Below are 15,074 nucleotides of genomic sequence, written 5' to 3' on the forward strand. Positions count from 1 at the left end.
TTGAGAGTTAGAAAAATCCGCTTAGATTACTCTCATTAAAACAGAGTCTTATTTTTCTTATTTTTCCATTATAATAGACACTTGATTGTTTTCAATCTCTACATAGAGTTCTTTTTGAGAATTAGAGCTATAAGAGAGCTTGTTTTGCTGGTAGGCTTTGTAATCTTGGTCAAACACCACATAAAACAAGCGTTTGTTCTGGGAGTTGGGGTAAGGGATCACATTGATAGAAGAAAAAGCGATATTCTTTTTTTCGTTTTTTGCAAACACCCTTTTTTTATACTCTTTAAAAGCGTTGAATTTCATGCCGTCATAGCGAGTGAAATCGGGGTTATAAAAACGCATGTAGCGTTCAAAATCGCCCCTAGCCCAAGCTTCTTTCCATTGGAAAAGGGAGCTTAAAATCATGCTCAATTCCTCTTTAGTGCTAGGAGAAAACTTGTCTTCATAGGTGATGAGGAACGCTTTTTCGCCTTTTAACACTTTGTCATAAGAGCTTAAAAGCGGGTTTTCAATCGCAATACAGCCCTTGGTGTTCAATTCATTCCGATCGCCATTTAAAGGCATTCCATGCACCCAAATGCCATGCCCGGTGCGTTTTTTCAAGGTGTCATACAAATTAGGGTAATTCGTTACAAAAGCCAAAACGCCATAATATTGATCCAAGCGCTCTAATTTCTGCGTGATACGATACACTCCAATAGGCGTGGCCAAATCGCCCTCTAAAGTCTTATCGCCCTTTTTAGAGCCTACAAGGGCTTTAGAGCTGTTGATTTTTTTAAGCATGTTGTTGTCTATTTCATAAAACTCTAAACTGGGCTTGGATTTATTAGCCACAAATAAAAACTGCTTGTTTTGATAATAGCCAAAATCCGTGTCCTTGTTTTGAAGCTCTTCTGCCCAAAAAGACTTATCCGCTAAATAAGAATCCAGCTTTTGACCCACCACTTCCAAGCCTTGTTTTTGATAAAGGCGCATGATTTCTAATAAACGATCACTAGCATTCAAGCCCACAAACCCCATTAATAAAGCCGGTAATACCTTTTTCAATCCATACCCCTTTTATGGATATAGCCCAGTTTTTGCAAGCTCTTTTCTTCCTTACTCCATGATTTTTGAGCGATCACTTGCAAGTTTAAAAAAACCTTTTTTTCGCCCACTTCTTGCATTTTCAATCTAGCGCTAGTCCCGATGCGTTTGATATTCACCCCGTTTTTGCCTATCACGATCTTTTTTTGGCTTTCTTTTTCTACGATAATATGCGCATACACCTTGTCTATGCGTTCTTCTTCTATAAATTTATCAATCATCACATCGCTTTCATAAGGGATTTCATCGTTCAAAAAATCAAACAAACTCTCCCTAATGATTTCCTTATAAATATCGCGCATTTTTTCATCGCTCATCAAATCCTTTTCAAAAAGCCATGCGCTAGGGCTTAAATGCTTGCTGATGCATTCTAAAAGCGCGTTTAAATTTTGAGATTTTTTCGCACTCAAAGGCACTAGGGCTAAAAATTGCGAAGCGTATTGTTGATACTCTTGTATTTTTTGCAAAACCTGCTTGTGCGTGGCGGTGTCAATCTTACTCAAAGCCAAGATATGGGGTTTTTGGCACAAACTCAAAAACTCTTCATACCCTTTTAAATCATCATGCACAGAAGCTAAAAAAACGCACAATTCAGCATCGCCCACCGCTTTTAAAGCCTGTGAGAGCATGCACTGGTTGAGTAATTTTTCTTGATGATGGAGCCCTGGTGTGTCTAAAAAAATGATCTGGCTCTCATACCCTTCTTTATCTTTGAAAGGCACGATGCATTTCATTAATTTTCTGGTCGCATTAGCCTTATGCGAAACGAGGGCTAAATGAGCGTTTAATAAAGTGTTTAAAAGAGTGCTTTTTCCAGCGTTTGGTTTGCCTATAAGAGCTACAAAGCCCGCCTTAGTTTTCATTATAAAATATACTTCACTAAATTTTCATCAGCCACTAAATCCTCTAGCTTTGATTGGACCAACTCTTTAGTGATAGTAACATTTTGCCCAGAATAATCCTCCGCTTCAAAACTAATGTCTTCTAGCACTTTTTCAATGGTGGTGTGCAACCTTCTAGCGCCTATATCTTCACTTTTTTGATTGGCGTTATAAGAAAGTTTGGCTAACTCTTTGATCGCACTATCTTCAAACGCAATTCCTACGCCTTCCACTTTTAAAAGGGCTTGGTATTGCTTGATGATAGAGTTTTTAGTTTGAGTTAAAATCATATACATGATTTCTTCGGTTAAACTCTCTAGCTCCACCCTTAAGGGGAAACGGCCTTGCAATTCAGGAATGAGATCGCTTGGTTTAGAAAGATGAAAAGCCCCGGCTGCAATGAATAAAATATGCTCTGTTTTAATAGAGCCATACTTCGTATTCACCACACTCCCCTCTACAATCGGCAACAAATCCCTTTGAACCCCCTCTTTACTGGGATCTTGACGGCTTCCTTCTTTAGAGCTTACAGCGATTTTATCAATTTCATCAATAAAAATCACCCCTGAACTTTCCGCACGCTTCAAACCTTCCGTTTTAATGGCTTCGCCATCTAAAAGCGTGTCGCTAATTTCTGCTTTTAGGGCTTCTTTAGCCTCTTTAACGCTTAAAGTTTTTTTGACTTTATCCTGCTCTTTATGGAAAAACTTAATCACATTTTCTTGAACCCTTAAAATTTCAGGCGGCACATTAGAATCAATCTCTATGCTTTTTTTACGCACTTCAATTTCAATTTCTTTACTATCCAACTCGCCTTGCGCGATTCTTTGTTGCATTTTTAAAAGGCTGTTGGCGTATTCTTGTTTTTTTTCTTCGCTCACACCACTAGGCAAGGGGGTAGGAGTTTTTTAGCGATTTTTTCTATAACCGCTTCTTCAATCTTGTCTTTTAATCTTTCTTTATGCTCATTTTCCACTAAAAGCACGCTGTTATTGACCAAATCCCTCACCATAGACTCCACATCACGCCCCACAAAACCCACTTCTGTGTATTTGCTCGCTTCCACTTTCACAAAGGGGAGTTCCATGATTTTTGCTATTCTTCTTGCAATTTCCGTTTTACCCACGCCAGTAGAACCAATCATTAAAATGTTTTTAGGCGTGATTTCTTCTTGTAAGGATTTTTCCAGTTGCAAACGCCTGTAACGATTCCTAAAAGCGATAGCGATAGACTTTTTAGCTTCCTTTTGCCCAATGATGTATTCATCTAAATAAGCGACAATTTCTCGTGGAGTCATATTCAATTTAGACATTAAAGCTCCAAAATTTTAATATTCGTGTTGGTGTAAATGCAAAGATCCCCTGCGATTTTTAAGGACTCTTCTACAAGTTTTTTAGGCTCTAAATGAGCGAAATGATCCAAAGCCCTAGCCGCGCTTAAGGCGTAATTCCCCCCACTCCCAATAGCAGCGATCTTATTGTCTTCAGCTTCTAAAACATCGCCCGTGCCGCTCAAAATAAAAATGTGATCCAAATTTAAAACGATCATCATCGCTTCCAATCGGCGTAAATACTTATCCTTGCGCCATTCTTTGCTGAAATCCACCACGCTTTTAAACAAATCCCCTTTTTTGCTCTCTAAAATGCGTTCAAACATATCAAACAAACTAAAAGCGTCCGCAGTGCTCCCGGCAAACCCGCTTAAAACCTGGTTGTGATACAAGCTTCTGATTTTTGTCGCATTGGCTTTGACCACGCAATTACCCAAAGTTACCTGCCCATCACCTCCAATGAGCGCGAACTTTTTATGATTCAATTCCCCTCTATAGCCTAGGATCGTTGTCGCTTCAAACATTTTCTACTCAGCCACCACATCAATTTTAAACGCGCCAACAACCCCCGATCCAAGCTTGACTTCAATCTCATAAATCCCTGTGCTTTTAATCGGGTGTTTGAGCTCAATGTCTTTTTTATCTAAATTTAAACTCGCATGCTGTTCTTTCAAACGCTCTGTGATCTCTTCTTTAGTGATCGCTCCAAATAAAGAGCCGTTCGCGCCGACTTTTTTGTGGATAGTCAGCGTGATGGTTTGTAAGGTTTCTACCATTTGCAATTTTTGTGCCTTTTCTAGGGCTTCTTTTTCCGCTTTCTTTTTAACTTCGGCTTTATATTTATTGATCACTTCGTTAGTGGCGAGTTTGGCTTTTTGGTTAGCGATTAAAAAGTTATTCCCATAGCCATCTTTAACCTCGCACACTTCACCCGCTTTGCCTAAATTTTTCACATCTTCTAGTAATAGAACCTTCATTATATCCCCTTTAAGTTTTAAGTAATTTGTAATTATACTCTTTATTTTAATAAGTTGGGTTTTTATCGCCTATTCCTACCACCCATCTGTTTTTCTAAAGCCTGTTTGATCAATCTCAAACAATAAGGGATATTCTCTTTTGTTTCTAGCTCTACTTCCATGTTTCCAAAGCATGGACGACCGATATTAGAAACATCTCTGATCTTTAGTTTTTCCTTTATTTCATCTTGCAATTCATTCAATTCCATTTTTAAATACAATTTTAAGCCTTTGTTTTGCACAACAATATTCACAAAATTTATTTTAAAAAACTTATAAGCTATATATTTTTGATTAAATTTTTCAGTTATCCCTTCATCAAGAGCTTTAATCTCTTTTCTTAAAATATCAAACAATTCCCTTGAATCAGGGCCAAAGTTATAAGAGCTTAAATCATAAGCCTTTTTTTCTTTCTTGGGTTTATATTTCTCTAATGTTTCTGCATCTAGATTGGGGTAAGTCCAAATCTTTAAAGCCCAATCCGCTAAATCATTAGCTCTTTTTTCAATCTTTTTTTCGTCAAAAGATTCCAAATCTTTTAAACTTTGATTGAGTCTCAACGGGCTTTGTTTAAAGCCGTTTTCCATATCTCTTTTTTCTTGGAAAGAATTGTTACTATAATCCTGGTTATAACCGGTTAGAGTGAGATTCCCTATTGTGTGGAGGTATTTATCGTGTATTGCTTGAAAATTTCCACCCAAATCCCTTTTCCATTCTAAATTAAGGGTTTGAGGCATGATGTGTTCTATAGTGCATTCTTGAGTATTGACCGGCTCTTTTGTGTTAAAATTTTCTAGCCTTTCAAAAAAGTATTTCTTTTTTTTAAAATGATAAAAATCTATCGTAATAAAAAGCTTTTTAAACTCGTCATTGTTTGGAAATCTTTGTTTTTCTGTCAGATAGACAAAATGCGCTTTTATACTTTCAAGATATTGATCTTTATTGATCTTTTTTGTAAAAGAGGGAAAGACTTTATTGAGACTATTTGTGCCAAGCCCGCACACCGCCCTTCTGCAAATATAGCTCTCTGTTAAATAGATAATAGGGATAAAATCCTGCTTGGATAAAACGCCATCGCTATAATCGCTATAAAGCTCTAAAAGCAGCGGATAGATCACATCCATCTCTAAATCTACAAGCAAATTCAAAGCCTTGTTTAAATCTTTATCGGCTTCTTTTTTGAATGCAATCTGGCAAAAATACCCGCAATATTTTTGCAAATCTTTTAATAAATCCTCTATTTCTATCCCCTTTTTTTGCCGGTAATCCTTGAAAGCTTCATAAACTCTTTTCTCAGTGGGAGTTTTTCCTGTTTTGATCGTGAGGTAATGCCGGACAAATTGATTAAACAATGTTTCATTTTGTTTAAAAACTTCCTCCATAGCCCTCCAATACTTCTTATAAAAAATCTTTTGTTTTTCTGGCTCTAATCCCATTAAAATGTAGTTTCTGATCAAATCCGTTTGCTTGAGATCCTTGCCCGTTGAGTTCATGCTCTCAAAAATAAGTTGAGGATCATCTTTTTCTTTCTTTAAAGCAATCCAAACTATCATGAGTTTTTCTAAGCCTTTAAAAATCGTTTCTAGTTTGTTGGTGTTTTTACGGATCCATTTTTCAAATAATTTAAAATTTTCCACTATTTTTAACGAAGGCTCGCTCGGTTTTCTTCTGTCTTTATCAATCAAAGACAGCAAGGTGTCTTTATCAGACTCTGATAAGATGAGTCTGAATTTCTTATCGCCGTCATTACCGCTGTTGATAAGATAACTCTCCATTTTTTTACGCTTAACTTCATCGCTTGAGCGATTCCTTAAAGCGATAAACAAAAGCGTGATAGTAGTGAGCCTTTGTTGGCCGTCAATGATGAGTAATGGGCTAGAGTGCGTATCATCAACTCGCACATACAAAATAGAACCGATAAAATGCCCGTTCATCTTATCATTTCCGCCAATTTTTATAATATCATCCCATAATTGTTCGCATTGTTCCTTTTTCCAACTATACAACCTCTGATAGATGGGGATGACAAATTGATTGTTTTGATTTTCTTCAAAAAATTTTAATAGTGTGGTGGCTTTTGCGTCCATAATACACTCCTTGATTTAGCGGATTTTACCGCATGCATCTTAATCAAACTGGATACAGATTTTACTTTTTTACCCCATAAATGCTATAATCACCCCTATCAATCAAACTCAATTCATAACAATTAAAGGTGGTTAATGATAGTAAGAACTCAAAATAGTGAAAGCAAGATCAAAGAATTTTTTGAATTTTGCAAAGAAAATGAAGTGGAATTTGTGGATTTTAGATTCAGCGATATCAAAGGCACTTGGAATCACATCGCTTATTCTTTTGGGGCTTTAACGCATGGCATGCTTAAAGAGGGGATTCCTTTTGATGCGAGTTGTTTTAAAGGCTGGCAAGGCATTGAACACTCCGATATGATTTTAACCCCCGATTTGGTGCGTTATTTCATTGATCCTTTTAGCGCGGATGTGAGCGTGGTCGTGTTTTGCGATGTGTATGATGTGTATAAAAACCAGCCTTATGAGAAATGCCCTAGAAGTATCGCTAAAAAAGCCTTACAACATTTAAAAGATTCAGGTTTGGGCGATGTGGCTTATTTTGGCGCGGAGAACGAATTTTTCATCTTTGATTCCATTAAGATTAAAGACGCTTCCAATTCTCAATATTATGAAGTGGATAGCGAAGAGGGCGAATGGAATAGGGATAAGAGCTTTGAAAATGGCGTGAATTTTGGGCATAGACCGGGCAAGCAAGGGGGCTATGTGCCTGTGCCGCCAACGGATACGATGATGGATATTCGCACAGAAATTGTGAAAGTCTTAAACCAAGTGGGGTTAGAAACTTTTGTCGTCCATCATGAAGTCGCGCAAGCGCAAGGCGAAGTGGGCGTGAAATTTGGGGATTTAGTGGAAGCCGCTGACAATGTCCAAAAACTCAAATATGTGGTTAAAATGGTCGCTCATTTAAACGGCAAAACCGCCACTTTCATGCCAAAACCTTTATATGGGGATAACGGGAGCGGGATGCACACCCATGTGAGTGTTTGGAAAAACAACGAAAACCTTTTTAGCGGCGAAACTTACAAGGGCTTGAGCGAGTTGGCGTTGCATTTTTTAGGGGGCGTGTTGCGCCACGCTAGAGGGTTGGCCGCTTTCACTAACGCTTCCACTAATTCTTACAAACGCCTAATTCCGGGATATGAAGCCCCATCTATTTTAACCTATTCAGCTAACAACAGGAGTGCGAGCGTGCGTATCCCTTATGGGATTTCTAAAAACAGCGCGAGGTTTGAATTCAGATTCCCGGACAGCTCATCAAACCCCTACTTGGCTTTTGCAGCGATTTTAATGGCAGGCATGGATGGCGTTAAAAACAAGATCGATCCCGGCGAAGCGATGGATATTAACCTTTTCAAATTGACTTTAGATGAAATCAGAGAAAAGGGTATCAAACAAATGCCCCACACCTTAAGGAGATCGTTAGAAGAAATGCTAGCCGATAAGCAGTATTTAAAAGAGGGTCAGGTCTTTAGCGAAGAATTTATTCAAGCCTATCAATCTCTTAAATTCAACGCTGAAGTGTTCCCATGGGAGAGCAAACCCCATCCCTTTGAATTTATCACCACTTATTCATGCTAAAACAATGAGTGGGTTCACTCTAAAAGTTTAGAATAAGGCAAAAATACCTTGTTCTCAAAAAAGTGGTTGGAAAAATTGATTTTTTTTGCTTTTTGGATAAGTCTTACTTAACGCTTTTTAATTTTTTAAAAGTGGGGTTTTAGTCGCCTTAATTTAAGATTTTATTTTATGGTAGAAATTTATTTTCTTTAAGGGAACAGAGGGTATCTAAAATAACACCCCTAAAAACCCAAGACCGCTTAAGAAGATACCACCTGACTTGGTATCAAGCTCTTTAATTCTTAATTATAAAAATGCTTTTAGTATTTTTTATCTTTTAAGAAACCCACCTAAAACCCAGTGCCGGTTTAGTCAGTGTGGTAAGGGCTATCAAAATCTTTGGGCGTGTAGCACACTTCTTTCTCTATAACAGCGTCTTTAATGCAAGCGACACGCAAGAGCGTCAAAATAAGTCTCAACGCTAGCACAACCGCCGAGTAAAGACGCTCCAATAAACACGCTATTTCTAATGGTTTTCATTTTATATCCTTTTGTTTTAAAATTTTTAATAACTTACATACTTTAATCATGCGTTTATGATAGTTAAGATTTATTATGAAACAAAAAGTAAATGGAACTCAAAACAACGGGAATAACGCTCTAAATCCCAACCAGAAACGCTACCCTTTGTAATCCTTAATAATTTTTGCTATAATAAAGCCCTAACTAAAATTTCTCCTTTTATTTTGGTTAGGCTTCTTGAATTAGAATTATAGTAGGTCTTGTTACACCCACCTTGTGTTATTAGCCACACAAGGCAAGATCAATCCTTAAAAAAACAAACCCTTCCAATACAGCTTAATCGTTAGCAATATCCCTTATAGTATAGTAAAAACCTTTTAGTAAGGCTAAAAAGGGGAAATATTTCATCGTAAAAGCGTGAATTATTTATACAAAAAGAATTAAAACATTCAACCAAACATTTCGCTAATTTCATATTTTTTAGCGGCTTTATCTTTAAGCCACAGAGCCACTTCTAAAGCCCCTTTAGCAAAAATAGATCGGTTAGTCGCCGTATGGCTAAGCTCTATGTATTCGCCCTCTAAATAAAACCCTATCGTGTGCTTCCCGGCGACATCGCCCCCCCTTAAAGCGGCTATGCCAATGCTTTCTTTAGAGCGCAAACCTTCTCTGTGAGTGGTAAGAGCGTTTTTTTCATCATACCCCCTAGCCTTAGCGCAAGTTTCATACAAGCTCAACGCCGTGCCGCTCGGGGCGTCTTTTTTGAGATTGTGGTGCGTTTCTACAATTTCAATATCCGCATCTTTTAATTTCAAAGAAGCTAAAAAGGCTAATTGGTTGAGCATTATAATCCCTAGAGACATGTTGTGCGCATGCAAAAGCGGCGCTTTTAAGGCTAATTGTTGCATTTTTTCTAGCGTTTCTTTTTCTAAACCGGTTGTGCCAGAAACTAAAATTTTAGGGCATTCTAAAAGAGCCTCTAGTAAATGATCCACGCCTTTAGGTAAAGAAAAATCAATCACGCATTCGCATGCCCTCACAAACGCTTTTAAATCGTTGGTTACTAAAGGGGCGTGCGAAAAAGAGCTGAAATCTGTTTCGCATTTTTGCCTGACAAACACGCTAGACAGCGCTAATCCCTTATACCCCCTTTTTAATTCTTCTAAGAGCAGTTTCCCTATACGACCGCTCGCTCCATAAACACCGATTTTCATGCGTTTTCCTTGCTTTAAATCTTACAACCCCATTTTAAAAGGGTTTAAAATATTATTGGGATCAAGGGCTTTTTTAATGTTCCTAAAAAGCTCCATTTCACTAGCATTAAACGCTAAAGGCATGAATTTGGCTTTAGACAAGCCTATGCCATGCTCCCCGCTTAAAGTCCCCTCCAAACTAATAGCAGCCTGAAAGATCTCTTCCATAGCCTTATGACCTTTTTCTAAATCCCTTTTAGGATCTTCTAGCATGATATTCACATGCACATTGCCATCGCCCGTATGCCCAAAGCAAGGGATTTTAAAGCCGTATTTCTGGCTGATTTTGGCGACTTCTTGCAACAAACTCGGCAAGCTCGCCCTAGGAACGGTCACGTCTTCATTCAATTTCTTTTTACCATAAACGCTAATACTTTGAGAAGCGTTACGCCTTGAAAACCATAAATCCTGCTCTTCTTGTTCGTTTTGAGCGATCTTAAAACCCACGCACCCATTGGCTTTGAAGTGCTTTTCTATCTCATTGAGTTGCCATGCAATCTGCTCTTTAACCACGCCATCCACTTGAGTGATGAGTATCGCTCCAGCGTCTTTGGGTAAGCCTTTAGAAAATCTCTCTTCAACCGCTTTGATGCTCAAATTATCCAAAAATTCCATCGCCACAGGCGTAACGCCACTGCTCATTGTCTTATAAACAGCGTTCATGGCGTCTTCAATATGATTAAAAACCCCCATCGCGCTTTGCTTTAGGGGCGGTTTGGCTAAAAGCTTTAAAGTGATTTCAGAAATCACGCCCAAACACCCCTCACTAGCGATCATCAGCCCTGCAACATTAAAACCGGCGACATCTTTGATCGTTTTTTTGCCTGCCCTTATGATTTCACCATTCGCTAAAACCACCCTTAAAGCCATGACATAATCTTTAGTGATGCCGTATTTAGCCGCACGCATGCCGCCGGCATTTTCAGCGACATTCCCTCCTAAAGTGCTTTGATTTTCACTCGCTGGATCTGGGGGGTAGAAGAGATTCAATTTTTCCACTTCGTTTTGGAAATGCTTGTTAATCACGCCCGGCTCGACTCTAGCGATTAAATTTTTAGTGTCAATCTCTAAAATCTTATCCAAATGCTTTTCTACGCTTAAAACTAGCCCCCCACTCACGCTCAACGCCCCCCCTGTAAAACCGCTCCCAGCCCCCCTAGGCACAACGATGATGCGGTGCTCGTTGCAATATTTTAAAATCTGGCTGATTTCTCGCTCGTTTTTAGGGAAAATCACGCCGCTAGGCAAATGCCTTTCTTTAGTAGCGTCATAGCAATAAGCGTTCAAATGCGCTAAATCAGTGAAAAAATCCTCTCCCCCTACTAGGTTTTTAAAGTATTGGATGTGTTGCTTCTCTAACATGGGCTTACTTCTTATTCATTTCTAAAGCTTTTCTTCTTTCTTCAAGCTCTTTTTCATCTCTTTCTTGATGCTCTCTCGCTCTTTGTTCAAATTCTCTCGCTCTTTGTTCGGCTTTGGCTTTTTTCTTTTCTTCTTTCAAGCGGCGTTTTTCTTCTTTAGAATTTGGTTTATTCTCTTCTTTTTGAGCCTTGTTCTCTTTAGGAGCGTTTTTGTTTTCGCCTTGTTGGGTGGCGTTATTTCCATTACCTGGCTCTTTAATGGCTTCTTGCTTGATTTTTTGCTCATTTTCTTTGGCATTGACTTTTTCATTGCCTTTATCCATTCCTAAAGCTTTTCTTCTTTCTTCAGTCTCTTTTTCGTCTCTTTCATCATGCTCTTTTTCTCTTTCTTCAAATTCCATAGCCTTTTTGGTGGCTTTAGTTTTTTTCCTTTCATCTCTTGAACGACGCCTTTCTTCTTTAGTGTCAAGTTTTCGCTCTGCTTTTTGGTAGTTTTTCTCTTCTAAAGTAGGAGCGTTTTCTGTGCCTTGATTGGCTTTTTTAGGCTCTTTAATGGCTTCTTGCTTGATTTCTCGTTTATTTTCTCTAGAATCAATCTTTTCTTCCCTCTTTTTAATCCTCACTTCTTTGCGTTTTTCTTTTTTCACTAAAGCGTCATAGTAAGCGAAGTAATTTTTAGATTGACTGCCTGAAAAAAGTTTCCCTAGCGTGCCTGCATCAATGCCCTCAACCCTAGAAAAAAACGGCGTAGAAGTTTTAGTAACGCCACTTGTATCCAACTCTCTTTTTTCTAAAATTTCAAAACTCTCACAGCTTAAAATATTGAGCGTGTTCGTGGTTACAATATAAATCACCCCCACGCTATAAACATTGCACGCTTTTCTTAAATTAGCGATTTTTGGGTCAAACCCGTTCAAAAAAGTAACCAACAAATCAGAACTAATAAAATTAATATCGGTGTTAGTCGCCCTGATTTGCTCATAGAGTTCATCATTAGGAGCGATCAAAAACGCTTGGTTGTTGAATTGCCTAAAATAGACCAAATCACCCTTTCTAGCGACCATTCTTGGAGTGGGTAAATGGCTTTGTTTCATGGACTCAAACGCTCTGAATTTAGCCGTTGCAACGCCATTTTCAACAGCAACAATAACCACTTCAGAATTAACGATTTCATAATCTGAAAGTTTAGTAACGACAAAACCAAACTCCCCCACTTGCAAATCATGGGCTGGAAAACGAATGATTTTTTTAGGCAAATCCACAAATTCTATACTCACTCTTAAGGGTTCTTGCCAAGAGGCTGATTGCAAGCTTATAAAACTCATTAGAAGAAGTCCTATCAAAAGCCTTAACATAAAATTCCTTTTAAACATTTTTAAACTTTTTTAAATTCCATAAAATGGCTAAAGACAATCCGGTGGTTTTAGCGTATTGAAAATCCATTATAAAATCAAGAGCTTTTGATCGCTCTAAAAACAGCACTTCAATCTTTTCGGCATCAATCCCCCCACCCTTTGAAACTTTCAAATCCGCGCACACTTCAGCGTAATAGAGCGTTTGCAAACTCCCGCTCAACCCGGTCGCGCTATAAAATTGGCCTATGGTTTCTAAATTTTTAGGGCTAATTTGATAACCGCATTCTTCTAGCACTTCTTCGCAAGCGATTTCTTCTAAACTCTTATTAGCTTTATCCACAAGCCCCGCGCACAATTCATAAGTGTATCCATCAATATTTTGATCTTGATCGCACTTAAAATGAAAATGGCGCGCATAAATGGCTGGGCGGAATTGTTTCACAATCACAAAGCAATCGGATTCTTTTTCATAGAGTAAAACCGCCACGCTGTCTAAAGACTTAATAATATCCCATGTTTTCTTAGTATTCTCTTCATTATAATGCATGCGTTTTAATTCTATGAAATTAGAGCTAGAACAAGGCTCTAAATACACACTAGAATCATCTATTAAAGATTTTTGGTTGAAAGCATTCTTAAAATAAGACATTAAAAACCCTCTAAAAGATAAAATGAATTTTTTTCAAAGGAATGGGTTTTAAGAAGTTCTTCTAATTTTTGCTTAGAATGCTGAGCTTTTTCTAAAAAAACCTCTCTTTGCTTGCCGTGTAATTTGCTTTTAGCGGTGCGGATATAGCCTAAAGGATTAATGGGGCGGGAGTTTTTATACACGCCAAAATGCAAATGCGGCCCGGTGCTAAAACCGGTGCTTCCCACTTTGCCTATGATTTGCCCTTTTTTAACGAACGATCCTTTTTTCAACCCCTTAGCAAACATGCTCATGTGAGCATACACCAAGCGCAATTCATTCAAATGGATTTCAACCACCTTCCCATACCCCACCTTAACCCCTATAAAACCCACACGACCATCTGATGCAGAATGGATCAAACTGCCATGTTTAGCCGCATAATCCACGCCGTAATGAGGCCGTCTGACTTTTAAGACAGGATGGAACCTCCCATACGAAAAAGGCGAAGAAATGCGGGTGTATTTCACCGGGGTTCCTAGTAAAAACCCTGCCACTTCTTGCGCTTTTGAATCGTAATAACGCCCGTTTGAATGGGAAAAGAGATAGTATTGGTTAGAGCGAGAGCTAATCATGGCTATTTTAATGGTTGGTTGGCCAAACGCTTGCCCCACACGATAATCTCTTGTATAAACGATAGCGATTTTATCGTTTTTTGCTAAGCGTTTAAAAGGCACGCTTTTTTTATACGCGTTCATCAATTGGTTGGCTAAAAGGGGGTCATTGGTGGCTTTGACAATATCTTGATAGGGCGAAGTTTGTAAGGAAAGAAGCAAAGTTTTTTCTTTACGAGTGAAGATAATGGGGATAAAGTCTAAAAAATAATCCTCCCCTTTTTTATAAATATGGATTTGCAAATCCTGGCTTATAGGGATAAGGGCTTGAATGAGCGTGTTGTTAGCGTCTCTTAAGGTGTAGTAGGTAACATTGCTTTGGATTTCAGCACTCAATTCTTTATCTTGAGAACTCAAATTGTAGTAGAGTTTTTGAGGGATATGGTTTTTTTCTAAAAACCCTAACAGCGTGAGCTTATCCCACACAAGCCTTTCACCCACCAATAAAGTTTGCTTTTTAGCCATTCCATCGGCTTTTAAAAGAACCCCATGGGATAAAAAAGCAACCATTAAAGAATAGATAAAATTTAAAATAATTTTCTTATGAAAAAATACCATGCAGTTGTTTAATGCCTTCAATTGAATCTGTATTTTATTAGTATAACATAAGCCATTAAAGAAAAACGACACAAGTTTAAAGCCTGGCCTTGTTTTTATAGCTTTATGAAGCGCATTTTATTGATGCATGGTTATTCCCCATAAACGGGTTTACCTCGCCTAGACATTATAGCACTGGATATTTTCTTTTTAATCAATCCGTATCATTATTAATTTTGAAGTATTTTTTCTAAAATCTTTAACACATCGTTATGGTGCACTTGGCTTAAAAGTCCAAAAATTTTAAGCATTTCTAAAAGTTAAAAAATGCTTTTTAGTATTTTTTACAATCCAATAACCAAAAAGCTTGTGTGAGCAAGCGATAATTTTATTCAATCAAAATAAAGCCTTTTTTTGATCAAACCCCTTGACTTCTCTCTCTCGTATAATGTAACAAATATTAAAAGGAGGCATGGTGGCTACAAAACTATCAGTTTAAAAAAAGATAATCTCATTAAAAAAGGATTGGTGGGGTTTTCTTGGACAACTTTTTTCTTTGGTTTCTTTGTGCCAATTATCAGAGGCGATGTAAAATGGGCGATAGTCATGGTGGTTGCTGCGCTCTTTACTTTTGGTCTATCCAATATAGTATTTGCCTTTATCTACAACAAGCAATACACAACCAAACTTTTAGAAAGCGGTTACGAACCCACCGATGAATACTCTAGGGGTATCTTGCGATCAAGGGGTATGATCGCCTAGCGGTTTCCTGCACTCAATA

General features: G+C 38.1%; 13 protein-coding genes and 2 pseudogenes. 2 read left to right on the top strand and 13 right to left on the bottom strand.

The genetic code is table 11. The annotated features are described in order from the left end of the window. Positions 1-57: 57 nt before the first annotated feature. From D2C78_06490 to D2C78_06515, 6 genes and pseudogenes are all read right to left on the bottom strand, one after another. On the bottom strand, positions 58-1,050 hold the full coding sequence (locus D2C78_06490) for a peptidase (GenBank protein ID QEF35528.1): 993 nt from the start codon (positions 1,048-1,050) through the stop codon (positions 58-60). Next, positions 1,047-1,955, bottom strand: coding sequence for a GTPase Era (locus D2C78_06495; GenBank protein QEF35529.1), 909 nt, complete (start codon positions 1,953-1,955; stop codon positions 1,047-1,049). The genes D2C78_06490 and D2C78_06495 overlap by 4 nt, the downstream gene beginning before the upstream one ends. Continuing rightward, positions 1,952-3,282 (bottom strand): annotated as a pseudogene (gene hslU, locus D2C78_06500) (HslU--HslV peptidase ATPase subunit). Before hslU ends, D2C78_06495 begins: the two are co-directional and overlap by 4 nt. Then, positions 3,282-3,824, bottom strand: a complete 543-nt coding sequence (gene hslV, locus D2C78_06505) for an ATP-dependent protease subunit HslV (protein QEF35530.1) — start codon at positions 3,822-3,824, stop codon at positions 3,282-3,284. The pseudogene hslU and the gene hslV overlap by 1 nt, the downstream one beginning before the upstream one ends. A gap of 3 nt (positions 3,825-3,827) precedes the next feature. Then, complete coding sequence (locus D2C78_06510) at positions 3,828-4,280, bottom strand: 50S ribosomal protein L9 (protein QEF35531.1); 453 nt, start codon at positions 4,278-4,280, stop codon at positions 3,828-3,830. Positions 4,281-4,339: 59 nt separating this feature from the next. Further along, positions 4,340-6,403 (bottom strand): DUF262 domain-containing protein, encoded by a 2,064-nt coding sequence (locus D2C78_06515; GenBank protein QEF35532.1) that lies wholly within the window; start codon positions 6,401-6,403, stop codon positions 4,340-4,342. Between the two features lie 135 nt (positions 6,404-6,538). Here D2C78_06515 and glnA point away from each other — a divergent pair, with 135 nt between their 5' ends. Further along, positions 6,539-7,984, top strand: coding sequence for a type I glutamate--ammonia ligase (glnA, locus tag D2C78_06520; GenBank protein ID QEF35533.1), 1,446 nt, complete (start codon positions 6,539-6,541; stop codon positions 7,982-7,984). A 417-nt stretch (positions 7,985-8,401) separates the two neighbouring features. On the opposite strand, the gene D2C78_06525 is transcribed toward glnA, so the two are convergent. The 7 genes and pseudogenes from D2C78_06525 to D2C78_06555 form a co-directional block, all read right to left on the bottom strand. Next, positions 8,402-8,503, bottom strand: a complete 102-nt coding sequence (locus D2C78_06525) for an urease-enhancing factor (protein QEF35534.1) — start codon at positions 8,501-8,503, stop codon at positions 8,402-8,404. A gap of 431 nt (positions 8,504-8,934) precedes the next feature. Continuing rightward, positions 8,935-9,699 carry a 4-hydroxy-tetrahydrodipicolinate reductase gene (locus D2C78_06530; protein QEF35535.1) on the bottom strand — a complete coding sequence of 255 codons (765 nt, stop codon included), beginning with the start codon at positions 9,697-9,699 and terminating at the stop codon, positions 8,935-8,937. A 21-nt stretch (positions 9,700-9,720) separates the two neighbouring features. Then, positions 9,721-11,100, bottom strand: a complete 1,380-nt coding sequence (gene glcD, locus D2C78_06535; protein QEF35536.1) for a glycolate oxidase subunit GlcD — start codon at positions 11,098-11,100, stop codon at positions 9,721-9,723. 4 nt (positions 11,101-11,104) lie between these two features. Then, a complete protein-coding gene (locus D2C78_06540; GenBank protein QEF35834.1) occupies positions 11,105-12,454 on the bottom strand; it encodes a plasmid stabilization protein in 1,350 nt (449 codons plus the stop codon). Between the two features lie 10 nt (positions 12,455-12,464). Beyond that, positions 12,465-13,103, bottom strand: coding sequence for an NUDIX hydrolase (locus D2C78_06545; GenBank protein QEF35537.1), 639 nt, complete (start codon positions 13,101-13,103; stop codon positions 12,465-12,467). After that, positions 13,103-14,314 carry a M23 family peptidase gene (locus D2C78_06550; GenBank protein ID QEF35538.1) on the bottom strand — a complete coding sequence of 404 codons (1,212 nt, stop codon included), beginning with the start codon at positions 14,312-14,314 and terminating at the stop codon, positions 13,103-13,105. Before D2C78_06550 ends, D2C78_06545 begins: the two co-directional genes overlap by 1 nt. Before the next feature lie 209 nt (positions 14,315-14,523). After that, positions 14,524-14,610: pseudogene (locus D2C78_06555) on the bottom strand (R.Pab1 family restriction endonuclease). A gap of 211 nt (positions 14,611-14,821) precedes the next feature. On the opposite strand from D2C78_06555, the gene D2C78_06560 reads away from it, so the two are divergent. Then, the gene (locus D2C78_06560) at positions 14,822-15,055 is read left to right on the top strand and encodes an HrgC protein (GenBank protein QEF35539.1); all 234 of its coding nucleotides are present in this window, start codon (positions 14,822-14,824) and stop codon (positions 15,053-15,055) included. Positions 15,056-15,074: the final 19 nt, after the last annotated feature.

This window comes from Helicobacter pylori, from assembly GCA_008032935.1.
Lineage (GTDB): Bacteria > Campylobacterota > Campylobacteria > Campylobacterales > Helicobacteraceae > Helicobacter > Helicobacter pylori_CX.